Annotated in this window: 22 protein-coding genes; 16 read left to right on the top strand and 6 right to left on the bottom strand. The window is 62.1% G+C overall.

The genetic code is table 11. From position 1 onward, the window contains the following. Positions 1-33 precede the first annotated feature (33 nt). Positions 34-1,311 (top strand): phosphoribosylamine--glycine ligase, encoded by a 1,278-nt coding sequence (gene purD, locus A9K68_RS25660; RefSeq protein ID WP_065006303.1) that lies wholly within the window; start codon positions 34-36, stop codon positions 1,309-1,311. 20 nt (positions 1,312-1,331) lie between these two features. On the opposite strand, the gene A9K68_RS25655 is transcribed toward purD, so the two are convergent. Further along, positions 1,332-2,432, bottom strand: coding sequence for a GH25 family lysozyme (locus A9K68_RS25655; protein WP_246811430.1), 1,101 nt, complete (start codon positions 2,430-2,432; stop codon positions 1,332-1,334). A 172-nt stretch (positions 2,433-2,604) separates the two neighbouring features. Then, on the bottom strand, positions 2,605-2,841 hold the full coding sequence (locus A9K68_RS25650; RefSeq protein ID WP_065006202.1) for a hypothetical protein: 237 nt from the start codon (positions 2,839-2,841) through the stop codon (positions 2,605-2,607). Between the two features lie 198 nt (positions 2,842-3,039). Between A9K68_RS25650 and A9K68_RS25645 the strand changes: the two genes are divergently transcribed. Together A9K68_RS25645 and A9K68_RS25640 are read left to right on the top strand one after the other, a co-directional pair. After that, positions 3,040-4,809, top strand: a complete 1,770-nt coding sequence (locus tag A9K68_RS25645) for an acyl-CoA dehydrogenase (protein WP_065006203.1) — start codon at positions 3,040-3,042, stop codon at positions 4,807-4,809. A gap of 53 nt (positions 4,810-4,862) precedes the next feature. After that, positions 4,863-5,612 (top strand): crotonase/enoyl-CoA hydratase family protein, encoded by a 750-nt coding sequence (locus A9K68_RS25640; protein ID WP_065006204.1) that lies wholly within the window; start codon positions 4,863-4,865, stop codon positions 5,610-5,612. An 86-nt stretch (positions 5,613-5,698) separates the two neighbouring features. Here A9K68_RS25640 and pdxH read toward each other — a convergent pair whose 3' ends face one another. Beyond that, the gene (gene pdxH, locus A9K68_RS25635; RefSeq protein WP_065006205.1) at positions 5,699-6,316 is read right to left on the bottom strand and encodes a pyridoxamine 5'-phosphate oxidase; all 618 of its coding nucleotides are present in this window, start codon (positions 6,314-6,316) and stop codon (positions 5,699-5,701) included. Positions 6,317-6,357: 41 nt separating this feature from the next. On the opposite strand from pdxH, the gene A9K68_RS25630 reads away from it, so the two are divergent. The 4 genes from A9K68_RS25630 to A9K68_RS25615 all read left to right on the top strand — a co-directional run bounded on the left by A9K68_RS25630 (position 6,358) and on the right by A9K68_RS25615 (position 9,541). Next, entirely contained in the window at positions 6,358-6,831 is a 474-nt protein-coding gene (locus tag A9K68_RS25630) for an RT0821/Lpp0805 family surface protein (RefSeq protein ID WP_065006304.1), read from the top strand. A 96-nt stretch (positions 6,832-6,927) separates the two neighbouring features. After that, positions 6,928-7,848 (top strand): DnaJ C-terminal domain-containing protein, encoded by a 921-nt coding sequence (locus A9K68_RS25625; RefSeq protein WP_065006206.1) that lies wholly within the window; start codon positions 6,928-6,930, stop codon positions 7,846-7,848. Between the two features lie 229 nt (positions 7,849-8,077). After that, complete coding sequence (fabI, locus tag A9K68_RS25620; protein WP_065006207.1) at positions 8,078-8,896, top strand: enoyl-ACP reductase FabI; 819 nt, start codon at positions 8,078-8,080, stop codon at positions 8,894-8,896. Between the two features lie 57 nt (positions 8,897-8,953). Beyond that, the gene (locus A9K68_RS25615) at positions 8,954-9,541 is read left to right on the top strand and encodes a histidine phosphatase family protein (RefSeq protein ID WP_065006208.1); all 588 of its coding nucleotides are present in this window, start codon (positions 8,954-8,956) and stop codon (positions 9,539-9,541) included. A 420-nt stretch (positions 9,542-9,961) separates the two neighbouring features. Here A9K68_RS25615 and A9K68_RS25610 read toward each other — a convergent pair whose 3' ends face one another. Continuing rightward, on the bottom strand, positions 9,962-10,219 hold the full coding sequence (locus A9K68_RS25610; protein WP_029355578.1) for a DUF1344 domain-containing protein: 258 nt from the start codon (positions 10,217-10,219) through the stop codon (positions 9,962-9,964). Positions 10,220-10,494: 275 nt separating this feature from the next. Between A9K68_RS25610 and aroC the strand changes: the two genes are divergently transcribed. Together aroC and ribB are read left to right on the top strand one after the other, a co-directional pair. Continuing rightward, positions 10,495-11,595, top strand: coding sequence for a chorismate synthase (gene aroC / locus A9K68_RS25605; protein ID WP_065006305.1), 1,101 nt, complete (start codon positions 10,495-10,497; stop codon positions 11,593-11,595). A 113-nt stretch (positions 11,596-11,708) separates the two neighbouring features. Then, positions 11,709-12,809, top strand: a complete 1,101-nt coding sequence (gene ribB, locus A9K68_RS25600; protein WP_065006209.1) for a 3,4-dihydroxy-2-butanone-4-phosphate synthase — start codon at positions 11,709-11,711, stop codon at positions 12,807-12,809. Between the two features lie 56 nt (positions 12,810-12,865). Here the strand turns inward: ribB and A9K68_RS25595 are convergent, their stop codons facing one another. Further along, positions 12,866-14,089, bottom strand: a complete 1,224-nt coding sequence (locus tag A9K68_RS25595; protein WP_065006210.1) for an MFS transporter — start codon at positions 14,087-14,089, stop codon at positions 12,866-12,868. Positions 14,090-14,208: 119 nt separating this feature from the next. Between A9K68_RS25595 and A9K68_RS25590 the strand changes: the two genes are divergently transcribed. From A9K68_RS25590 to A9K68_RS25560, 7 genes are all read left to right on the top strand, one after another. Next, positions 14,209-14,853 carry a TetR/AcrR family transcriptional regulator gene (locus tag A9K68_RS25590; RefSeq protein ID WP_065006211.1) on the top strand — a complete coding sequence of 215 codons (645 nt, stop codon included), beginning with the start codon at positions 14,209-14,211 and terminating at the stop codon, positions 14,851-14,853. 146 nt (positions 14,854-14,999) lie between these two features. Continuing rightward, complete coding sequence (locus A9K68_RS25585) at positions 15,000-15,926, top strand: histone deacetylase family protein (RefSeq protein ID WP_029355589.1); 927 nt, start codon at positions 15,000-15,002, stop codon at positions 15,924-15,926. Positions 15,927-15,929: 3 nt separating this feature from the next. Beyond that, positions 15,930-16,181, top strand: coding sequence for an exodeoxyribonuclease VII small subunit (locus tag A9K68_RS25580; RefSeq protein WP_065006212.1), 252 nt, complete (start codon positions 15,930-15,932; stop codon positions 16,179-16,181). 111 nt (positions 16,182-16,292) lie between these two features. After that, positions 16,293-16,559: a DUF2277 domain-containing protein gene (locus tag A9K68_RS25575; protein ID WP_023716908.1), complete on the top strand. Its 267-nt coding sequence runs from the start codon at positions 16,293-16,295 to the stop codon at positions 16,557-16,559. A gap of 10 nt (positions 16,560-16,569) precedes the next feature. Further along, on the top strand, positions 16,570-17,490 hold the full coding sequence (locus A9K68_RS25570; protein WP_065006213.1) for a pirin family protein: 921 nt from the start codon (positions 16,570-16,572) through the stop codon (positions 17,488-17,490). 132 nt (positions 17,491-17,622) lie between these two features. After that, positions 17,623-19,536 carry a 1-deoxy-D-xylulose-5-phosphate synthase gene (dxs, locus tag A9K68_RS25565; protein ID WP_065006214.1) on the top strand — a complete coding sequence of 638 codons (1,914 nt, stop codon included), beginning with the start codon at positions 17,623-17,625 and terminating at the stop codon, positions 19,534-19,536. A gap of 612 nt (positions 19,537-20,148) precedes the next feature. Continuing rightward, the gene (locus tag A9K68_RS25560; protein WP_246811234.1) at positions 20,149-21,747 is read left to right on the top strand and encodes an ABC transporter substrate-binding protein; all 1,599 of its coding nucleotides are present in this window, start codon (positions 20,149-20,151) and stop codon (positions 21,745-21,747) included. A 158-nt stretch (positions 21,748-21,905) separates the two neighbouring features. On the opposite strand, the gene A9K68_RS25555 is transcribed toward A9K68_RS25560, so the two are convergent. Next, entirely contained in the window at positions 21,906-24,095 is a 2,190-nt protein-coding gene (locus tag A9K68_RS25555; RefSeq protein ID WP_065006215.1) for an adenylate/guanylate cyclase domain-containing protein, read from the bottom strand. Positions 24,096-24,210: the final 115 nt, after the last annotated feature.

Below are 24,210 nucleotides of genomic sequence, written 5' to 3'. Positions count from 1 at the left end.
AGTCCTGATCGTGGAATGGCAAGGGATCTGGGCATGCGTGTTTTGTTGATCGGCTCCGGCGGCCGCGAGCATGCGCTGGCCTGGAAGATCGCGGCCTCGCCGCTGCTGACGAAGCTTTACGCGGCCCCCGGCAACCCGGGCATCGGCCACGAAGCCGAACTGGTGACGTTAGACATTGCCGATCATGCGGCGGTGGCCCGGTTCTGCACGGAGAAAAACATCGACCTCGTCGTGGTCGGGCCGGAAGGGCCGCTGGTTGCCGGCATTGCCGACGACCTCCGCGCCGCGAACATTCGCGTCTTCGGCCCATCCCGGGCGGCGGCGCGGCTGGAAGGTTCGAAAGGCTTTACCAAGGACCTCTGTGGGAAATACGACATCCCGACCGCCGCCTATGGCCGCTTCGGCGACTTGGCCTCGGCCAGGGCCTATGTCGAAAAGATGGGCGCGCCGATCGTCATCAAGGCCGACGGCCTCGCCGCCGGCAAGGGCGTCACCGTCGCCATGACATTGGCCGAGGCGCTGGCCGCACTCGATGCCTGTTTCGACGGGTCTTTCGGACAGGCCGGCGCCGAGGTGGTGGTCGAGGAGTTTCTCACCGGCGAGGAGGCGAGTTTCTTTTGCCTGTGCGACGGCGCCACCGCGTTGCCGTTCGGCACAGCACAGGATCACAAGCGCCTCAGTGACGGCGACATCGGCCCGAACACCGGCGGTATGGGGGCTTATTCGCCGGCTCCGGTGATGACGCCGGAGATCATCGACCGGACCATGCGCGAGATCGTCGAGCCAACCATGCGCGGCATGGCCGAACTTGGCGCACCGTTTACCGGCGTGCTGTTTGCCGGGCTGATGATATCAGGCCAGGGGCCGAAGCTGATCGAATACAACACCCGTTTCGGCGACCCGGAATGCCAGGTGCTGATGATGCGGCTGAAGGACGATCTCCTGGTCCTGCTCAACGCTTCTGCCGACGGCCAGCTTGCACATACCTCCGTGCGCTGGCGCGACGAGGCGGCGCTCACCGTGGTGATGGCGGCAAGGGGTTACCCCGGCACGCCGGAGAAGGGCTCGGTCATCCGCGGCGTCGAAGAGGCCGCGGGCGATGGCGTCGAGATCTTTCACGCTGGCACCGCCATCAACAGCGGCGCGCTGGTCGCCAATGGCGGACGTGTGCTCGACGTCACGGCTGTCGGCGGCACGGTCGGCGAGGCGCAGAGACGAGCCTATGCCACACTTGACCAGATCGATTGGCCGCAAGGCTTCTGCCGCCGCGACATCGGCTGGCAGGCCGTCGCGCGCGAGCAGGCGCGCTGACGCCGAACGGCTTTCAACTCTCAGCGCAGGCGATGGTCGAACTCGGTTGATGCGGTGCTGACCGGATCGCCGGCGGCGGGCGTGGCTTTAACCGCTGATGCCGAGTGCTTTTCGTTCCGCGTCCAGGCCACATATTCGGCAATCCCGCGCGGAAGGCGCAGCAACGTCTTCACAGCAGGCATTTGAAAGCTGCTGCGGAACTTGGCCCAGCGGGCGCTGAACATGGCGGTCATTTCGGTGAAGGTCGGTGGTGCCACCACGGTGGCGTAGGTGATGGCATTGCCCGCAAGGCCGGCCTCGCGCGAGAGAGGCACCGGTATCGAGGCAAGGTAGTCCGGCTGCACGTCGATCAGGCCGCCGAAGGGCCATTGCGCGCGCAATGTGGCGGCATCCATCGGTGCGACATTGACGTCGATATCGTTCGGCGTGCCGGCCACCCGGTAAGGACAGCGGAACCGGCCGCAATTGGCTTTTGCCGAGAACTGCCAGAGTGCGTAGCCTTGCCAGTTGCCCATCGGAAAATGCACGCCGATGTCCGGCTTGTAGCGCGCATACCAGAGCGGCAGCCGCGACAGGAGCCGGTATTTGTACTTGTTGTCGGCGATGTGCCTGGCGGTCTTGCCGTTGGTGTAGAGCACCGGAAAGCGGCCCAGCCGCCGATGCACATGGCGGACGAATTCCTCTGCATCCTCGAGCGACATCCATTTCGTGGGGTCGTCATCCTCGATGTCGAGGGCGAGCAGGTCATCCGGACCAGGTTTCGCGAAGTTGATGAAATTATTGGCCTGTCCCACGGGGTTGCCGGGGCGGGCGAGATGGTAAGCGCCCCATTTCAGGCCGAGCGCCTTGGCCACCACCTTGCGCGTCTGGAACAGTTCCTGTGCCACCGCATGTCGCTTCCACAGCGTCTTGCAAAGCCGCGTCTCGGTCTCGTCGCCGAAACAGAAATAGGCTGGCGGCATCCCGTCGGACGCCTTGTTGATGAAGCCGACGATCCGCTTGTCGGTCGCAAGTTCAGCCCAATCGATGGAATTGTATTCGTAGGCGTCGATCACCAGCGCCCGGTCGGCAGCCTTCCACGGCGCGGAGAAATCCGAGGCTTGTGTCGGCTCCAACACCATCGTCATCGCGGTCGCGACGAGGAATCCTAGGCGGCGGAGAGGGTGCGCCGGCGGCTTCAAACAGCAGATCCTTGCTGGCCAAAGCCTGATCCTGAACCGCCATGGTTAAGGAAATGCTTTCGGCGGTCCGTGGCGAATGCCGCAATTCGGCCGGTTATGGTTTTGCTGGCCATCAACGAGGGGAGAGCGGCTGGATCTGGAACAGGTCGGGCGCCGGCGCCTGCGGCAGCGTTCCCTCAGCCTCGCGTTTGCGATGATGGGCCAGCGAGAATTGCGGCGAACACAGAATGCCGCGATCCGACCAATAGGCGGAGCCGCCCTCGATCTTGCCCCGATGGTGCCAAAAACCTGCCGCTCGATAGGGCAGGCCGCATTCGATGCAGCGATAGGCGTCAGGTCTGGCGAGCACGGGCGGTCCGATCCGGTATTCTTGATCTGTCGCCGGTCGAGCTGTCCGGCTTTTGCCGATTTTAGCGTGAACAGCGCTAATTGCAAAATCCGCGTGACAAAATTTGACGTTTACGTAAAAAGAAGGTGGGAGAGGTGACCCAAAAGCAGATGGCACGGATCTTAAGTTGCCCTGCCGGACAGAAGAGGAGCGAGCAGCATGTACCGGGCACCGGTCGAGGAAATCGCCTTCACGCTGAAGCATGTGGCAGGCCTGAAGCCGACGCTTGACGCCGGCACCTTTGGCGACCTTGACGAAGACATCGTCGACGCCATTCTGGCGGAAGCCGGCCGCTTCGCCACAGAGGAGGTCGCGCCGCTCTACAAGATCGGCGATGAACAAGGCGCGGTGCTGAAGGGTGCGGCCGTCACCATGCCGCCTGGCTGGAAGGAACTTTATCGCCGCTGGATCGACGGCGGCTGGAACGCGCTGTCCGCACCGGAGGAATTCGGCGGCCAGGCGCTGCCGACCATGCTGGGCGTCGCCGCGCTCGATATGTGGAACTCCGCTGCGATGGCCTTCGGCATCGGCCCGACGTTGACCATGGGCGCGGTCGAGGCGCTCGACAAGCACGCCTCACCGGCGCTGAAGGCCAAATACTTGAAAAAGCTCGTCTCCGGCGAATGGATGGGCACGATGAACCTGACCGAGCCACAGGCGGGCTCGGACCTGAATGCGTTGCGCGCCCGCGCCGAGCCGGCTGGCGACGGCACCTACCGCATCTTCGGGCAAAAGATCTTCATCACCTATGGCGAGCACGATTTCACCGACAACATCGTCCATCTGGTGCTGGCGCGGCTGCCGGATGCGCCGGCCGGGACACGTGGCCTTTCGTTGTTCCTGGTGCCGAAATTCCTTGTCGGCGACGATGGCGCGCTGGGCGCGCGCAACGATGTCTTCTGCTCCGGGCTGGAGCATAAATTGGGCATCCACGCCTCGCCGACCTGCACCATGATCTATGGCGATGGTTTCGAAGGGATGGCGCCCGGCGCAATCGGCTGGCTGATCGGCGAGGAAAACAAGGGCCTCGCCTGCATGTTCACCATGATGAACAATGCGCGGCTCGCCGTCGGCATGCAGGGCGTGGCGGTCGCCGAAACGGCCACGCAGAAGGCGCTCGCCTACGCCAATGACCGCCGGCAAGGTAAGGCCGCGAGCTATAATGGCAACGGCATGGCGCCGATCGTCCATCACCCGGACGTGCAGCGTAATCTCCTGACCATGAAGGCGCTGACCCAGATTGCGCGCGCCATCAGCTATTCCTGCGCGCATGCCATTGACCACGCGCGGATATCCAGTGGCGATGAAGCCGCCCATTGGCAGGAGCGTGCCAATCTGTTGACGCCGCTGGCCAAGGCCTTTTCCACCGATGTCGGCGTCGAGGTCGCCTCGCTCGGGCTGCAGGTGCATGGCGGCATGGGTTTCATCGAGGAGACGGGTGCGGCAGCACTTTATCGCGACGCGCGCATCGCGCCGATCTACGAAGGCACCAACGGCATCCAGGCGATCGACCTGGTGGCGCGTAAGCTGCCTTTTGGCGGTGGCGAGCATGTGCATGGTTACATCGCCGAACTAAAAGCGGTCGCCAATCAAGTGCGGACCTCAAATCCCAGGGGTTTTGGCCGCACCGCCGATGGTCTCGACCGGGCGCTCGATGACCTCGGCCAGGCGACACGTTTCCTGCAAGGGCTGCTTGCCGATGGGCGCTCAGACGAGGCGCTGGCCGGTGCTACGCCGTATCTGCGGCTGATCTCGCTTGCGGCGGGCGGCGCCTATCTGGCACGCGGCGCGCTTGCCGACCAAAGCCGCGTCGCCCTTTGCCGTTTCTTCGCCGAAAACCTGCTTGGCGAGGCGGGCGCGCTGAAGGAGCGCGTCATCGGCGGCGCCGAAAGCCTTGCCGCTGCGGGCAAGACACTGATTTCTGCCTGACATCCACAAGGTTGCCGTTTCACGAAAAGGCTGACGTTCACAAAGGATCACCCGTGACAGACCACATCCTCGTCGAGCGCCAGGGCGCCATCCAGATCATCCGCATGAACCGTCCGGACAAGAAGAACGCGCTGACGCGCGCCATGTATGCGAAAATGTCGGCGGCGCTTGCCGAGGGCGACGCCGATCCGGCGATCCGCGTCCATGTCTTCTTCGGTGTTTCAGGCGCCTTCTCGTCCGGCAACGACCTTGCCGATTTTATGGTCGTCGCCACCGGCGGCGAGGGCGGCACCGAGGTCTGGGATTTCCTGATGGCACTGGCCAGGACGGAAAAGCCCGTGGTTTCCGGCGTCGATGGCATCGCGGTCGGCATCGGCACCACGCTCAACCTGCATTGCGACCTGACCTTTGCCACGCCGCGCACAATGTTCCGCACGCCCTTCGTCGATCTTGGCTTGGTCCCCGAGGCGGGATCGAGCCTGCTTGCGCCGCAGATTCTCGGCCGGCAAGGCGCCTTCGCGCTGCTCGGACTCGGTGAAGGTTTTTCTGCCGAGCGGGCGAAAGCTGCCGGACTGATCTACACGGTGGTCGAGGAGAACGAGCTCGAAGCCTCCGTCCTGGCAGCGGCCAGTCAAATCGCGGCTAAGCCGCCGCAAGCGCTGAAGATCGCGCGTGACCTGATGCGCGGCTCGCGTGAAGACCTTGTTGCCCGTATTGGCCAGGAAAGCGAGCATTTCCGCGAGCGGCTCAAATCCGACGAGGCCCGCGCGGCCTTGATGGCCTTTATGACCAGGAAGAAATAACCTAGCATTCTGCGATCAAAACTCTTCAATCCGATAATGGGCATTTTCATCCCGATCGTTTCCCGAAGAAGTTGATGGCCTGAAGGTTAGGGATAAAGCCTCGTCTTGTCCCAGCCGCCCTCCGCGTTGCGGGAAAAGACGAGGCGGTCGTGCAGCCGGAAAGGCCGATCGTGCCAGAACTCGATCGTCTGCGGCACGATACGGAAGCCCGACCAGTGTTTCGGCCGTGGGATCTCGCCGATCGCATGGCGCGCCGTGTATTCGGCAACGGCTTTTTCCAGTGCGAAGCGGCTCTCCAGCGCCCGCGATTGTTTCGAGGCCCAAGCGCCGATGCGGCTGCCGCGCGGACGCGTCGCGTAATAGGCGTCCGCTTCGGCCTCGGTAACGATCTCCACCGGCCCGCGTGCGCGCACCTGCCGGCGCAGCGATTTCCAGTGAAAGCACATCGCCGCCTTCATGCTGCCAAGAATCTCGCGGCCTTTGGCGCTCTCGAAATTCGTATAGAAGACAAATCCGCTTTCATCGAACCCCTTGAGCAGCACCATCCGCACATTCGGCATGCCCTCGGCATCGACGGTAGCCAGCGCCACTCCGTTGGGATCGTTGATCTCGCTCTTCGTCGCGTCGTCGAGCCATGCGGCAAACAGGCGGAATGGCTCGGCAGCCTCGGTAAAGTCACCGCTTGTTAACTCAGTTTCGCTCATAGTTTTTCCAAATTCTATTGCCGGCTGGGGAGATTGCCGATTTGTCGCGCATCGCGCAACCTATTGAGAGCAGGCAATGGAGCCTTATTGCTTCGGCCAGCGCCCAGGCTGCGGTCAAGGTCGTGATCGTGCTAGTCGCCTTGCCGCTTGCCGCCTGCGGTGCCGGTGGCTTCAGTTTGGAGCAGGCGGAGGTCGACCGTACGATCCTCACCAGCAGCACGCCTGCTTCTGCTTCGCCGATCGATCAGGATCGCGCCTCGGACCAGGCGACGATCCGCAACGCGGTGTCCTCCGTCGACATCCAGGAACTTGGCGGGCAGGCCGTTCCCTGGGCGAATTCCGATACCGGTTCGCGCGGCTCGATCACCGAACTGGCCGAGTTCAAGGACAACGGCCAGCTTTGCCGCCGCTTCACCGCCTCGCGCGAAAGCTTCGACGGCGTCGCCCTGTTCAAGGGCGAGGTGTGCCTGGCCGGCGCCGGCGCCTGGAGGATGCAGGACTTCAAAGCGCTCTGATTTTCCGCCATCATATGACCGCGCGCCACTGGAATTTCTTCCTATGCGAGCGCATATAGGTGGCAATCGTGGACTCTCTTCTCCAGGGCAGGAAGCATGCGCGACCCCTATGAGGTCCTGGGCGTTGCTAAGAACGCATCGGCCAAGGACATAAAATCGGCGTACCGCAAACTCGCCAAGGAGTATCATCCGGACCAGAATCCGGATCCCAAGGCGAAGGAGCGGTTTACCGCAGCCAATCAGGCTTACGAGATTGTCGGCGACGAGAAGAACCGTGCGGCTTTCGATCGCGGCGAGATCGACGCCGACGGCAAGCCGCGTTTCCAGGGCTTCGAGGGTGCCGCGGGCGGCGCCGATCCGTTCGCCGGCTTCCGTCGGCAGCAAGGACCGGGCGGCTCGCGCTTCGAGTTTCGCTCAAGCCGTCCGGGCGGCGACCCGTTCGACGGCAACAGCGACATCTTCAGCCAGATTTTCGGTGAGACCTTCTCTCGCGGTGCCGGCACGGGCGCCGGCCGGCAGGCGCCGTCCGGCGCCGACCTGAACGTGACGCTCGACGTCACCATCGAGGAAGCGGCGACTGCGGAGAAGGTGACGGCGATGTTCCCCGACGGACGCAAGGTCGCCGTCAAGCTGCCAGCCTATGTCGAGGACGGCCAGACCATCCGGCTGAAAGGCCAGGGCGAGCAAGGGCCGGGGCAGCCGGGCGACGCGCTGGTCAAGATCCACTTCCGGCGGCATCCGCGCTATCGTGTCGAAGGCCGCGACCTCCATGCCGACCTGCCGGTTGCACTGGCGGATGCCGTGCTGGGTGCCAAGGTGGCGGTCGAAACGCCGACCGGCAAGCTTGCGGTCAATGTTCCCGCCTGGTCGAGCTCGGACAAGGTCCTGCGGCTGAAGGGCAGGGGCCTGCCGGAAAAAGTCGGCGGTCACGGCGATCTCTACGCGCATGTACGGTTGATGCTGCCTGAAGGTGGCGACAGCGATCTCGAAGCGCTGATGCGCAACCGAAAACGCTAGCGCGTGACCCCGAACCGAAAGTCAGCGTAGCAAAAATCGGAATCGATTTTCGCTGGGGATCATGCGCAAGATTAAGTGCTACAGCGTCCTTTGCGCGTCCAAAAGGACGCGCGGCGCTGTAGAGCGACACTTTTGTCCGCCGAACTGTCCAGTTTGAGCGCTTGAAGGGGCTCGGTGCCTGTGCGATAGGGCTCACCACAAAGCAGAAGATCTTGCGGAGAGCGCTCACATGGCTGGTGGACAGGGCATTATGGCCGGCAAGCGCGGGCTTGTCCTCGGCGTCGCGAACAATCGGTCGATCGCCTATGGCATAGCCAAGGCTTGCGTCGACCACGGCGCCGAGATCGCGCTGACCTATCAGGGCGAGGCGTTCAAGAAGCGCGTCGAGCCGCTGGCGGCGGAACTCAACGCCCATGTCGCCGGCCATTGCGACGTGACCGATCCGGCAACGCTGGATGCGGTGTTCGACGACATCGCCAAGCATTGGGGCAAGCTCGATTTCCTCGTCCACGCCATCGCCTTTTCCGACAAGGACGAACTGACAGGCCGCTATGTCGAGACGACGCGCGACAATTTCCTGCGCACTATGGACATTTCGGTGTATTCCTTCACCACCATCGCCAAGCGCGCCGAGGCGCTGATGAGCGAGGGCGGCTCGCTGCTGACGCTGACCTATTATGGCGCGGAAAAGGTGATGCCGCACTACAACGTAATGGGCGTCGCCAAGGCGGCGCTCGAAGCCAGCGTGCGCTATCTGGCCGTCGACCTTGGCGCCAGGAAGATCCGCGTCAACGCCATCTCGGCCGGGCCGATCAAGACGCTTGCGGCCTCCGGCATCGGCGATTTCCGCTACATCCTGAAGTGGAACGAATACAATTCGCCGCTGAAGCAGACGGTCACTCAGGAGGAAGTCGGCGATTCAGCCGTCTATTTCCTGTCCAACCTTTCACGCGGCGTCACCGGCGAGATCCACCATGTCGATTCCGGTTACCATGTCGTCGGCATGAAGGCCGTCGACGCACCCGACATTTCGACCGTCAAGGACTAGTTCCTTCCGCGAACACCGATCCTGCCTGTCTGCTCCCGATCTCTTCCGGAAGACCTGATGTATCCGCTCGTCTACATCGCACGCCACGGCCAGACGAAGTGGAACGCCGAGTCGCGGTTGCAGGGGCAGGCCGACACCGATCTCAATGCGCTCGGCCGCGAGCAGGCTAGCCGCAACGGGCGCCGGCTGGCCGAATTTGTCCATAACCCCCAGGATTTCGACTTTGTCGCCAGCCCGATGCGGCGCACGCGCGAAACCATGGAGCGCCTGCGCGCGGCGATGAAGCTCGATCCGCATGCCTATCGTACCGATCCTCGCCTTGTCGAAATGAGTTTCGGCGACTGGCAGGGTTTCACCTTTCCCGAACTCGAGGCCCGGCATTTGGGCTCAGCCAAGGAGAGGCGCTTCGATAAATGGAATTTCCTGCCGCCTGGCGAGGGCGCCGAAAGCTATCAAATGCTGCTCGAACGGATAAAGCCGTGGTTCGAGGCGCTGGACCGCCAGACGGTCTGCGTGACCCATGGCGGCGTCGTGCGCGCCCTGTTCCGCATGATGCTGGGAATGCCCGAGAAAGAAGCCGCAAACCTGAATGTGCCGCAGGATCGCTTGCTCAGGCTGGAGGGACGACGCCTGGAGTGGCTCTAGGGGTCGAAACCCAATCACTCTGAACGACCGAGTTCAGCCCCTCTCGCCGTCGCTTCACACCGGCCGGCAAAGCCGTCCGACGTGCTGACATTGAGGACACCTGGCGATCTTGACGCCGTGGCGACGATCATCGCGGCCCCGATCCGGTCGAGGGCTGCGAACAAGCTCTGGCTCGATGGAGCTCCGGGGATGAGTCAGGCCGAGATCTAGCCGGAACTCTTCACCGGCCATGTCGACGATGGAGCCGCCCATTTGCCGAGCAGGCGTGGTGCGCTGCCCGACGGAGTGTGTCGTGAACGAAGGCCTGAAGTCGGCTGAATGAGTTTGACCAAGACCATGATCCCGAACCGGGGGTTCGGACAAGATGGTAGGTCACACGACATTCATCCCGGGCTTTCGGATGGGTCAGCCGGAAAGACGCTATTCGGTTGAATCCGGCAATTGCATGTCGGTGATGACGTTCTCGCCGTTTGTCTCGTCGTAGGCGATCACGATATCCATGCCGGGTTTCAGCGCTTCGAGATCGGTTTCGGCGTTCAGCTTGTAGGATTTGCCGTCGTCGAGTGTCAGCGTCAACGTGTCCTTATCGATCTCTTTGATCAGACCTTCGGTTTGGCCGGCGAAGGCGGCGGTGGAAATCAGCAACATGGCGGCAACGGCGCCGAGTAGGATACGCATCATCGTCCTCTTATCATTGCGCCGGCACGGTGGCGGCGGGTGTTCAACAGACGGATCGAAGGAAGCAGAAACCAACCGAATGTGTCAAAACTAAATCCGCCAGATCACAGTTTGACCACTGTCGAAAACGCCAATAGAACGCAGGCTACAGCGTCGCGCGTCCCGTTGGACGCGCAGGACGCTGTAGCACTTTGATTTTGCGCATGACCCCGAAATCGCTCCGATTTTCGGGGTCATGCGCTAAGCCGGCTCCGATGCCGGCAGGGCTGGTTCTCATGTCTCACAATACGTTTGGCCATCTTTTCCGCGTCACCACCTGGGGCGAAAGCCATGGCGAAGCGCTCGGCTGCGTGGTCGACGGCTGTCCGCCCGGCATCCGCTTCACGCGCGCGGAGGTCCAGGCCGACCTCGACAAGCGCCGTCCGGGTCAATCGCGTTTTGTGACGCAGCGTCGCGAACCCGACGAGGTCAAGATCCTGTCCGGCTTCATCCTGGATGAGGACGGTGAGACCATGATCACCACCGGCACGCCGGTATCGATGCTGATCGAGAATGTCGACCAGCGCTCCAAGGACTATGGCGAGATCGCCCGCCAGTACCGGCCTGGTCATGCCGATTACACCTACGATGCCAAATACGGCCTGCGAGATCATCGCGGTGGCGGCCGGTCTTCGGCCCGTGAGACGGCGGCGCGAGTGGCGGCCGGAGCCTTGGCCCGCAGGGTCGTGCCCGGTATGGTCGTGCGCGGTGCGCTGGTCTCGATGGGAGAGAAATCGATCGACCGCGCCAACTGGAACTGGAATTTCGTTGGCGACGCCGAAAATCCGTTCTTCACGCCCGACCCGGCATCGGTCGCCACCTTCACCGCGTATCTTGACGGCATCCGCAAGGCGGGTTCCTCGGTCGGCGCGGTGATCGAGATCGTCGCCGATGGCGTTCCGGCAGGCCTCGGCGCGCCGATCTACGCCAAGCTCGACCAGGACATTGCCTCGGGCCTGATGTCGATCAACGCCGTCAAGGGTGTCGAGATCGGCAACGGCTTCGAGGCCGCCCGCATTACCGGCGAAGAGAATGCCGACGAGATTCGCGTGGGCAATGACGGCAAGCCGGTCTTCCTCTCCAATAATGCGGGCGGCATCCTCGGCGGCATCTCGACCGGCCAGGCGATCGTCGCGCGCTTTGCCGTCAAGCCGACCTCGTCGATCCTGACCCCGCGAAAGTCAATCGACAAGGACGGCAACGACGTCGAGATCATGACCAAGGGCCGGCACGATCCGTGTGTCGGTATCCGCGCGGTACCGATCGGCGAGGCGATGGTTGCCTGCGCGATTGCCGATCACTATCTGCGTCATCGAGGACAAACGGGAAGGCAGTAGGGGAGTAAGGCAGTAGGGGAGTATGTTATGAAGCTCCCGCGACAGAAATTTTCCTTTTCCCTACTCCCTTACTGCCCTATTCCCCTACTCCCCTGCGAGTGAAACGAGCACTTATGCCTTACGACCAGAAGAAGATCGTAGAAGCCCTGCGTGCGTTCGAACGCGGCGAAATCGTCGTTGTCATGGACGATGACGGGCGCGAGAACGAGGGTGACCTGATCATCGCCGCCGTCCATTGCACGCCGGAGAAGATGGCGTTCATCGTCCGCAACACCTCCGGCATCGTCTGCACGCCGATGCCGCGCGAGGAAGCCAAGCGCCTGAATCTTTCGCCGATGGTCGCCGACAATGACTCGGCCCACACCACCGCCTTCACCGTCAGCGTCGATTTCAAGCACGGCACGACGACGGGCATTTCGGCCGACGACCGCACATTGACCGTGCGCAATCTTGCCAATGGCAATGTCGGCGCGTCTGATTTCGTCCGCCCCGGCCACATCTTTCCGCTGATTGCGCGCGAAGGCGGCGTGCTGATGCGTTCGGGCCATACCGAAGCCGCGGTCGATTTGTGCAAGCTTGCCGGCCTGCCGCCGGTCGGCGTGATTTCCGAGCTGGTCAATGATGACGGCACCGTGATGCGTGGCCCCCAGGTGCAGGCCTTCGCCGAAAAGAACGGTTTGAAGCAGATTTCGGTCGCCGACCTCATTGCCTACCGCCAGCGCAAGGAAACGCTGGTCGAGCGTGTTGCCTGTTCTGCCATCGACACGCCTGGCGGCAAGGCGCAGGTCTTTACCTACACGCTGCCGTGGGATTCTATGCACCATGTGGCGATCGTCTTCGGCGACATCCGCGACGGCGAGGAAGTGCCGGTGCGGCTGCATTCCGAGGACGTTGTGACGGACGTCTTCGGTACCAGCCACAGGCTGGACGGCATCATGAAATCGATGGGCGAGCGCCGGCGCGGCGTCATTGTCTATCTGCGCGAAGGCTCCGTCGGCGTCGCCCATCAGGAGCGCAACCGGCCAGCTGCCGGCGACCGCGAGGACCATGAAGAGGCGCGCCGGCGCGAAAGCGAATGGCGCGAGATCGGTCTTGGCGCGCAAATCCTCAAAGACCTAGGCATTTCGTCGATCAACCTGATCGCCTCGCGCGAACGCCACTATGTCGGCCTCGAAGGTTTTGGCATCCACATCGCCAACACCGAGATTCTTTAGCCTGGCCTAGCGGCGCTCGCATGCGTCCGGCCCCTCAGGACCGGACGCATAGGAGCCTATTCGGCAGGAACCGCGGCTGCGTCGCATGCGGAGGTGTCGCAATCCGCCGTGGCAAGGCTGCGCATGCCGAGCAATACGATGACCAGTGCGATTGCGCCCGCCGCCACCGACACCAGGAACCCGCTCTGTGCGCCGAGGGCGTCCACCACCCATCCGGCGGCGAAGGAGCCGAGCGCCATGCCGATGCCTATGCCGGTCATGACCCAGGTGACGCCCTCGGTCAGCATCGCCTCCGGCACGCGCCGCTCGATCAGGCCGAATGCCGTGATGAAGGTCGGCGAGATCGCCACACCGCTAACGAAGACGGCCAGCGCCAGAAGAGGCACCGTGTCGGCGACGAGCAGCGGCAGCGTGGTGAGCGCGATGATGGCGATCGCGATGGCAAGCTGAATTTGCAGCGGTGTTTTCAGGTTCAGGGCGCCGATGATGATGCCGACGACGAACGATCCGAGAGCGTAGACGCCGATGACGAGGCTGGCGGCGCCCGGCTGGCCGAGCGCTTTGGTGATTGCCACGGTGCTCACCTCCGTGGTTGCGAAGGTCGCGCCAATGAAGATCAGGGCCAAGGTGATGATTTGGACCGGCCGCAGGCGGATTGCCGAGCCGCGCGAGCCCTGGTCGACCGGTCGCACTCGCGGCTCGGTCGAGCGCTGCAGGATGAATGCTGTCGAGCCGAAGGCGAGGAACAACGTGCTCGCCAACATTCCCGCTTCCGGGAAAAGGGCCACGCTCAGGCCCACCGATAGCGATGCCCCGGCGATGTAGACCAGCTCGTCGGCCGCCGACTCGAAGGCGAACGCGGTGTTCATCTCGGGGCGATCCCGGAAGAGCTCTGTCCAGCGCGCGCGCACCATTGCGGGGATGCTGGGCATTGCGGCGGCCAGCAGCGCTGACACGAACAGTGTCCATATCGGCCAGTCCTGATTGGCCGCCGCAACCAGAACCACGAAAGCGAGCACGGAAATCACAGTGGTGGGCACCACAATCCGCGCCTGGCCGAGGCGGTCCACCAGCCGCGATATCTGCGGCGCGACGAAAGCATTGGCCAGCGCATATGTCGCTGAGACGGCGCCGGCCAGCCAGTACTCACCGTGCGTCTGCGACAGCATCGCGACGATCCCGATAGGAGCCATGGCCATCGGCATCCGGGCAACGAAGCCGGCTGCGGCGAAGCCCTTGGCTCCCCTTGCCTTGAAGATTTCGCGATAGGGATTGGGCATGAGAACACTCCTGGATTCTTGAGGTCGAGCCACTTATATACGTGGCGTATGCAAATCAGATAATGACATACGACGCGTATGTCAAATAATATACGAGACGTATGTGAAGGAATGAGCGAATGGGGCACAAACCACGCAAGGAGATGATCGCCGAGACCCGCGCCAAACTGGTCGCGGCGGCGCGCCATGCCTTTGGCACTGTCGGCTATGCCGAAGCGTCGATGGACGACTTCACCGCATCGGCCGGGCTGACGCGTGGCGCGCTTTATCATCACTTCGGCGACAAGAGGGGCCTTCTCCAAGCGGTCATCGCCGAGATCGACGCGGAAATGTTGGCCCGGCTGAAGATCGTTTCGGCCAGGGCGGACACTCTCTGGCAGGGCTTTGTCGACGAATGCACCGCGTATATCGAGATGGCGCTGGAGCCGGAGATCCAGCGTATTGTCCTTCGCGATGGACCGGCGGTGCTCGGCGATCCTTCGCAATGGCCGAGCCAGAATGAGTGCATCCGCTCGATGAGCGAGAACCTTCAAAAGCTGAGGGACGAGGGAACCATCGTTGCTGTTGATCCCGAAGCCGCAGCAAGGTTGATCAGCGGCGCCTCGCTACATGCCGCGCAGTGGATCGCAAATTCGGAGGATCCCGAAGCGACGTCGAAAAAGGCGGTGCAGGCATTCAACGAGCTTTTGGAGGGGCTGCTCAAGCAAGGCCGCAGGATTGGCCGTCCGCAAGCACCGGCTGAGGTTGACAAATCGCTGGCCTGAGTCTGTTTCAAGACCTTCGAAGCCAAGGCGCGGCAATGGCTCGCGCTGGACCCAACCAGCACCCCAACATCTAAACCCTGTTGAACGTCTGCCTTTGGCGGTTCCAAAACATGGTCAAAGCCGCCGGGCGCGCCTATATCGGGGGCATGGTCACAAGGCTTTATACCCACCCGGTCTTTCTCGAACACATAACGCCGCCCGGTCATCCGGAGCGGCCGGACCGCCTGCGCGCCATCGAACGCGCGCTCGACGACGAGGCCTTTGCGGCCCTTGATCGTGCCGAGGCACCGGAAGGCGACGAGGCCACCATCCTCTACGCACATCCGCAGGAATTCGTCGAGCGGGTCCGCGCTACGATACCGGACACCGGTATCGCTCGCGTCGACGCCGACACCACCGCCAGCCCGAAAAGCTGGCAGGCGGCTGTGACGGCGATCGGTGCCGCCAACGCGGCCGTCGACGATGTTTTTCGGGGCAACGCCACCAATGTCTTCGTCGCCGCCCGGCCGCCCGGCCACCATGCCGAAAAGACGACGTCCATGGGCTTCTGCCTGTTCAACACCGCGGCGATCGCGGCGCGCCACGCGCAAAGGCAGCACCAGGCCGAGCGCGTCGCGATCGTCGACTGGGACGTCCACCACGGCAATGGCACACAGGATATTTTCTGGGACGATCCGTCGGTGCTCTATTGCTCGACGCACCAGATGCCGCTTTACCCAGGGACCGGGGCCGTGAGCGAAACCGGCGCCGGCAACATCGTCAACGCGCCGCTGGCGCCGCAAACCGGCAGCGAGGTTTTCCGCGACGCTTTCCTGTCGCGCATCTTGCCGGCGCTCGACAGCTTCGCGCCCGACCTCATCATAATTTCCGCCGGTTTCGATGCGCACCACCGCGATCCGCTGGCCGAGATCAACCTGACCGAGGGCGATTTCGACTGGGCAACCGGCCAGTTGATGCAGCGCGCCGGTCGCCACAGCGACAACCGGCTCGTCAGCCTGCTCGAGGGCGGCTACGATCTGCAGGGATTGGCATTTTCGGTCGCCGCCCATGTCGGACGACTGATGAAAGGATAGACGATGGCTGGTGAGACCAACGAAGACGTTAAGGCAATGAGCTTCGAGCAGGCGCTCGACGCGCTGGAGAAAATCGTCGATGATCTGGAGCGCGGTGACGTGCCGCTCGACCAGTCAATCCGCATCTATGAGCGCGGCGAGGCACTGAAGATCCATTGCGATCGGCTGCTCAAGGCGGCCGAGGACAAGGTCGAAAAGATCAGGCTTTCGCGCGACGGTAAGCCGGTGGGGACAGAGCCGCTGGACGCGGAGTAAAGCGCGGTCTCGAACGACAACTTCGCCTCGCGGCTTTTGGATATGATCATGATTGAGGATAAAATTCATCCCGTTTGAAAACGGCTCCAGGACGAGAGGAGATCGCGAACGATGTGCAGAAACATCAAGACCCTGTTCAATTTCGATCCGCCGGCAACCAATGACGAGGTCCGCGATGCCGCACTCCAGTTTGTCCGCAAGCTGAGCGGAACGACGCGGCCGTCGAAACAGAACCAGCATGCGTTCGACCACGCCGTCGAGGCCATAGCCGCGTCGGCGCGCGAATTGCTAGACAGCCTCGAGACGACACAGCATCCGCGCAATCGCGAAGAGGTGGCGGCCAAGGCGAAAGCCAAGTCTGCACTCCGCTTCGCCTGAGGAAGACCGCATGAGCTTCTTCCCCGGAAACGACCCTCTGCCCGGTGACGCCGTCGCCAGCGACCAGATCGAACTGATGGTCATTCCGAACGCCAAGGATATTGGCGGCTTTCAGGTTCACCGTGCCTTGCCAACCGCCAGGCGCCGGCTGGTAGGTCCCTTCATCTTCTTCGATCGCATGGGCCCGGCGATTTTGCGGGCCGGCCAGGCGCTCGATGTCCGTCCGCATCCGCATATCGGCCTGTCGACGGTCACTTACCTGTTCGACGGCAAGATCAGGCATCGCGATTCGCTCGGCACCGAAATGGTAATCCAGCCCGGTGACGTGAATTTGATGACCGCCGGCCGCGGTATCGTCCATTCCGAGCGTACGCCACAGGAGCTGCGCGGCGCACCGATGTCGGTGTCCGGCCTGCAGACATGGCTGGCGCTGCCCGACGACAAGGAAGAGGTCGATCCGATCTTCGAGAATACGGCGGCCATGCGTCTGCCCAAGATAGACGCCGAAGGCGTCAGCGGGCGCATCGTCATCGGCGCCTTTTCCGGGCTGCGGTCTCCGGTCGTGACCGCTTCGGACACGCTCTATGCTGACCTCAGCCTGGCGCCCGGGGCCAGCGTGAAAATCCCTGCCGATGCCGAGGAGCGCGCCATCTATACGTTGGAAGGCGAGGTTTCGATCTCCGGCGACCGCTTTCCGGCCGAGCGGCTGCTGGTGTTCCGGCCCGGCGACGAGATCGTCGTGTCCTCGGAAGGTGGAGCGCATTTCATGCTGTTCGGCGGCGCCTCGCTCGGCTCCAAGCGCTACATCTGGTGGAATTTCGTGTCATCGTCGAAGGAACGCATCGAACAGGCGAAAGAAGAGTGGAAGACAGGCCGCTTCGATATCGTTCCTGGAGATGAAGAAGAGTTCATTCCGCTGCCGGACAATTAGAGCGCCGCGCGTCCTTTTGGACGCGTAAAGGAAACCCTAACACTTTGAATCTACGCCGCGTCACTCGCACGCATTTACATTCGCCGGCCAGCGGCCTATTTCGCACGTGGATAAAAGCAGGCCCTAGCACCAGTGAACGCAAAGCTCCACACGCCACTTCTCGACAAGGTCCGCATCCCGGCCGACCTCAGGACGCTTGACGCAGGTGATCTGCCGCAGTTGGCGTCGGAGCTTCGCACCGAGTTGATCGACGCCGTGTCCCACACCGGCGGACATCTCGGTGCTGGCCTTGGCGTGGTCGAACTGACGGTGGCATTGCACTATGTCTTCAACACGCCAGACGACCGGCTGATCTGGGACGTCGGCCACCAGGCCTATCCGCACAAGATCCTGACCGGCCGCCGCGACCGCATCCGCACGCTGCGGCAAGAGGGCGGCCTGTCCGGTTTCACCCAGCGCGCCGAGAGCGAATACGATCCGTTCGGCGCCGCCCACTCCTCGACCTCCATTTCCGCCGGCCTCGGCATGGCAATGGCACGCGATCTCTCCGGTGGCCGCAACAATGTCATTGCCGTTATCGGCGACGGCGCCATGTCGGCCGGCATGGCCTATGAGGCGATGAACAATGCTGGCGCGCTCGATGCCCGTCTGATCGTCATCCTCAACGACAACGACATGTCGATCGCTCCGCCCACCGGCGCAATGAGCGCCTATCTGGCCCGCCTTGCGTCGGGCAAGGCCTATCTGGGCTTGCGCGATTTCGGCAAGAAGCTGACGTCCTATCTCGGCGAACGCGCAGATCGCGCCATCAAGCGGGCGGTCGAGCATGCGCGCGGCTACGTCACCGGCGGCACGCTGTTCGAGGAAATGGGTTTCTATCACATCGGCCCGATCGACGGTCATAATCTCGAGCACCTGATCCCGGTGCTGAAGAACGTCCGCGACAATGCCGACGGCCCGGTGCTGATCCATGTCGTAACCCAGAAGGGCAAGGGCTATGGACCGGCCGAGGCGGCCGCCGACAAATATCACGGCGTCAACAAATTTGACGTCATCACCGGCGCGCAGGCCAAGGCGCCGGCCAACGCGCCGAGCTACACGAAGGTCTTTGCCGAAAGCCTGATCCAGGAAGGCCGCGAAGATGATCGCATCGTCGCCATCACCGCCGCCATGCCGAACGGCACCGGCCTCGACCTCTTCGGCGAGGCGTTCCCGTCGAGGACCTTCGATGTGGGTATCGCCGAGCAACATGCGGTGACTTTTGCCGCCGGCCTTGCCACGGAAGGCTTCAAACCTTTCGCGGCGATCTATTCGACCTTCCTGCAGCGCGCCTACGACCAGGTCGTTCATGACGTCGCGATCCAAAAACTGCCGGTGCGCTTTCCGATTGATCGCGCCGGCTTCGTCGGTGCCGATGGGGCGACCCATTGCGGCGCCTTCGATACGACTTTTTTGGCGACACTGCCCGGTTTCGTCGTCATGGCCGCGGCGGACGAGGCGGAACTGCGCCACATGGTGCGCACGGCGGCAAGCTATGATGAAGGCCCCATTGCCTTCCGCTACCCGCGCGGCAACGGTGTCGGCGTCGACCTGCCGGAGCGTGGCTCGGTTCTCGAAATCGGCAAGGGCCGTATCGTCAGGGAGGGCACCAAGGTTGCGCTGCTTTCCTTCGGCACGCGGTTGCAGGATTGCCTGGCTGCGGCCGAGGAGCTCGGCGCGGCAGGGCTTTCCACCACGGTTGCCGATGCTCGTTTCGCCAAGCCGCTCGACGAGGACCTGATCAGAAGGCTGGCGCGCTCGCACGAGGTGCTGGTGACAGTGGAAGAAGGCGCGGTCGGCGGCTTCGCCAGCCATGTGCTGCAATTCCTGGCCCATGAAGGGCTGCTGGAAAACGGCTTGAAGGTACGCCCCCTTGTGTTGCCGGACGCATTCACAGATCACGCCAAGCCCGAAAAGATGTACGCCGACGCCGGGCTGGACGCCGCAGGCATCGTGCGCACCGTCTTCGTGGCGCTAGGACACACCGCCAGCGCGCAAAGCGCCTGAATCAACGTCTCAACGGCTTGAATCAGCTTCCCGACGCGCGGTCGTAACTGACTATTTGTGTTGTTATTTGGCATTCGCCTACGGTGTCTCTGGTCTCGCGGCCAATCTTCTCAGAAGCAGAGTGAAATCCTGACGCTTGCTATCATGTGTGTGAAGGGCAGAACTGGGTGGTTTCGTGCCGTTCGATTGTCGACTGGAAATGAGCGACCAGCGCCAGAAACGGACATTAGCGAAAGCGATTCCAGGGCAGCTTTGGAAGAGCGGACATTCGACATCCTCATATCAATTCATCAGCTTCGGCTCCGAGAATACCATGTGCGATCTAAAATTTGCCTGCGCGGGTGATAGAGGCGGACCCAGCAACTCCAGCCAGGTGTAATCGAAATACAGGTTGGCAATCTTTCCGTCGCAGCCAACGAACTGGATATCGACCGATCCATCCGCCCCGGGCGAGGCCCAAGTCCGCGCGGGAGCAAGCGAGAGGACACGAGTCCGACCGTGCGCTGCAGGAGGTTCCTCGTTAGCTCGGGAATGCCTGTTGTGCTATCGTCCTAAAGTCTCTCGGGCCGCCGAGGGTCTCGCATGATCTTCCGTTCGAGGGAGAGAGCATCTGTGACGGAATTTGAAACGAAACTGAAGTTGGCCGCCAAGCTTGCCGCGAAAGGCAGGGTTTCGCGTCGCGACTTTGTTCAGCTGGCGCTCGCCGCCGGCCTTACCGCCACGGCCGCCAATGCGATGTTCGTGCAAGCGGTGCGCGCCGAGCCCAAGAAGGGCGGCACCTTGAAGATCGGCATCGCCGATGCCGCCACCACCGATTCACTGGACCCGGCCAGTACCTACTTCAACCCGTTCGTCGGCACCGCGCTAGTGGGAGCCTTGTCGAACAGCCTGACCGAGATCGATTCCAAGGGCAACGTGGTCCCCGACTTCGCCGAGAGCTTTGAGCCGTCGGACGGCGCCAGGAAGTGGGTGTTCAAACTGAGGAAAGGCGCCACGTTTCACAATGGCAAGACGGTCACCGCCGACGATGTCTTGGCCTCCATCAGGCATCACACCATCCAGGGCACGAAATCGAATGCGAAATCGCTTTTGGAGTCGGCCAAGAATATCGTCGCCGACGGCGCCGAGACGGTGGTGTTCGAGCTCGACGGCGGCTATGCCGACTTCCCCTACATCGTGTCGGACCTCCCGGTCATGCCAGCGAAAGAGGGCGGCGCCGACTGGGAGTCGGGCATCCGCACCGGCCCCTATATGCTCGAGAAATTCGAGCCCGGCGTCACCGCCACCTTCAACAGGAACCCGAACTACTTCAAATCCGACAGGGGTTGGTTCGACCGTGTCGAATGCCTGGCGATCTACGATGTAACGGCGCGCACCAACGCGCTCAACACGGGTGAAATCCACTACATGGATCGCTGCGACCTGAAGACGCTCGATATTCTGAAGCAGAATCCCGATCTCGTAATCTCGGAGACGACGGGCTACGGCCACTACGTCTATACCATGAACGTCCAGAAGGCGCCCTTCGACAATCCCGATGTGCGCAATGCGTTGAAGTACTCGCTCGATCGCGACGAGATCGTGCAGAAGGTGTTTCTCGGCCACGGCGCCATCGGCAACGACAATCCGATCGCGCCGGCCGTCAAGTTCGCGATCGATCCGCATCCGAAGCACATCTACGACCCCGACATGGTCAAGAGCCTCCTCAAGAAGGCGGGGGCCGAGAACACCCGGTTCGACCTGTCGGTTGCGGATGCCGGCTTCATGGGTGCGACAGACGCGGCTCTCCTCTGGCAGGAGCATGCCCGAGCGGCTGGGCTCAATCTGAATGTGATCAGGGAGCCCAATGACGGCTATTGGGACAATATCTGGCTCAAGAAGCCGTTCTTCGCCTCTTTCTGGGCCGGCCGGCCGACCTGCGACTGGATGTTCAGCCTCGCCTATGCGGCGGAAGCGGTGTGGAACGAAACATCCTGGAAAAATCCGCGCTTCAATGAGCTGCTCGTCGCCGCCCGTTCGGAGACCGACGATACCAAGCGTGCCGGCATGTACGCCGAAATGCAGCAATTGCTGCATGACGACGGCGGGCTCATTAATGTCGTCTTCAACTCCTATGTCGATGCCCACACCAAGGCTCTCGCCCATGGCGAGGTGGCATCGAACTTTCCGATGGACGGACTCAAGATCGCCGAACGCTGGTGGTTCGCCTAGACTAAGACTAGCCCGTGTACTCATAAATTGGGATGGCGGACTGGACGCGTTTGATGTCCCCTTGTCCCCCAACAGCGGCTCCGGAGCGGACATCGCAGCAGGTCCGAGTTGGGCCACAAGCGGAAATCGGTGGCGCGCGTCCAGTGGTCCAGTGTCCATCAATTGCCTCTGATCTTGGACAACGCGTCCTTTGCGTAAATGCCAACCAGAGCTTCATTCTGGAGTGCCACGAGCGCAGGTATCGCAGCTTGTGCCGGAGGCCCGATCTTGCCCAGCGCCTCGATGGCCTCCCGGCGGAGATACTCAACCTTGAGCGCTTCAACCAAAGCCGGAACGGCTTGTAATGCCGCTGGTCCAAACCAGCCCAGTCGCCTTGCTGCATATTGCTGGGAAAAGGGATCGCCGGACTTAAGCGCTGCTTCCAGGTTCGTCACGGTGACGTCCAGCGGCAGCGCAGCGATACGGACACCATCATTCAGGCGCTCCCGGACGCTTGCGTGTTCATAATCCCATTTGAACGATTGGTGTATGGAGTCGGCAAGGTTTTCGAGCCCTTTCTGGCTTACACCCGGTCGGAACTTCAGTAGCATTTGTCTCGCTTCTTCCCGGCGACCGAGCTGCGCCAGCACGGAACTGAGAGGTAGAAAGAGCGCAGTTGCGTCTGGGTTTCGCCTGACGCCTTCTTCGAACACGTCAGCCGCCTGTTTCAGATCGCCCATTGCAAAAAGCGCCATTCCACGCGCGGGAACGTAGTGGCTTGGATAGTTCGGGTTGAGCCGCATGGCGGTCGCAATGAAATTCAGCGCCTCGGCGGGTTCGCCTGAGATCGTCAGCGCCCAAGCGGTCGCGATGTGTGCCTCAGGGTCGTTGGGATCCAAGGCAATCGCTCGACCGGCATTCCTGCGTGCATCTTCGGCCAGGCCTTGATAAGCGTCGCGCAATGCCTGGACCGTGTAAGACAGTGACGTTGGGTATTTCTTGGCCAGCTCGACGTAATCGTGAGCTCCAAACCAGAAATATGTTTCGTCCCTACCGAGTTCTTTACCCCAGAGCGAGTCAACGACGCGGAAGTAGGCCAGCGCCAGGGCGGCATAGGCGCGCCCATATTCAGGATCGAGCTCGGTTGCTTTTTTCAAGGAAGCGATGGCGGCAGCTGTGTCCTTTGCATTGTAGCGGAGATAAAGGCTCCATCCCTCGTCGAATGCTTCCTTGGCGCTGATGCTGTCTGTCTTGCCGCCCTCGATCTCTTGCTTCTCGGTCGTCGTCAGCCTGACTTCCAAAGCATCGACGATCTTACCTACAAACGTATCCTGGACCCCAAAGACATCGGCAACATTTCCATCGAATCGGTCGGCCCAAACATGCCCGCCGGTGAGGGCATCGATGAGCTGGGCATTGACCCGCAGGCGGTCGCCAGCACGCCGGACACTACCCTCAAGCACGTAGCGCACGCCAAGATCTTCGGCGACCTGGCTGATCTTCACGGCTTTGCCTTTGTAGACGAAGGTCGAGTTCCGCGAGATGACAAAGAGTCCGGCTACCTTGGAGAGATCAGTAATCAAGTCATCCGTCATGCCGTCGGTAAAATGCTCCTGGCCCGCTTCGCTCGACATGTTGGCGAATGGCAGCACCGCAATCGATGGCTTGTCAGGCAGCGGGAGCACCATTCGTGCCTTCGAGGCCACCTCGACCGGCGGTCCTGAACCGCCCCCGACGACCTTCCAAAGTGCTACACCTCCGGCGATCAGGATCAGCGCCGTCGCCGCGACTGTCAGCAGGCGCCATTCGATATGACGTTTGCGTTTTGCTGGAACTGCTCCGGACGCGGGGCGTGTCCGCGGGCTCACCCGATACAGGCGAACAGGTTTTTCGATGTTCTTGAGCTTTTGTTCACCCAAAAACTCGAACTCGAAATTCAGCTTTCTCTCGACCTGATCGAATGCCGTTCCTGAAATTAGGACGCCCCCGGGTTCGGCCAATCCTTCCAGTCTCGCCGCGACATTCACGCCGTCGCCATAGATGTCCTGCCCTTCGACAATCACATCGCCAAGGTTTACGCCAATGCGGAATTCGAGTTGTTTTTCCTTCGGCAGTTCGGCGTTGCACTCCGCCATCGTCCGCTGGATTTCGACGGCGCAACCGACCGCGTCGACCACGCTGGAGAATTCTATCAGCGCGCCGTCGCCCATGAGCTTCACGATGCGCCCCTTATGAGCGGCGATCTTCGGATCGATCAGGTTCTCGCGGGTACTCTTCAGGCGCGCGAGGGTATCCGCCTCATCGGCTTCCATAAGGCGGCTGTAGCCAACGATGTCGGCGGCAAGTATCGCCGCAAGCCTGCGCTCCATGGAGGTTTCCGGCGCTGGGCAACTGTTTCCATGATAATAGAGTATCGCTTCGGAGCCTAGACCTGCTCTGGTCGGCTTTGGGTCAGGGAACGCTGGTTGGGGTGAGCGTCGGCCA

It is taken from the genome of Mesorhizobium sp. AA22, from assembly GCF_001672375.2.
Taxonomy (GTDB): Bacteria; Pseudomonadota; Alphaproteobacteria; order Rhizobiales; family Rhizobiaceae; genus Mesorhizobium; species Mesorhizobium wenxiniae.
The sequence above is the reverse complement of the archived record's forward strand: the minus strand, read 5'-3'. Positions and strand labels throughout refer to the sequence as shown.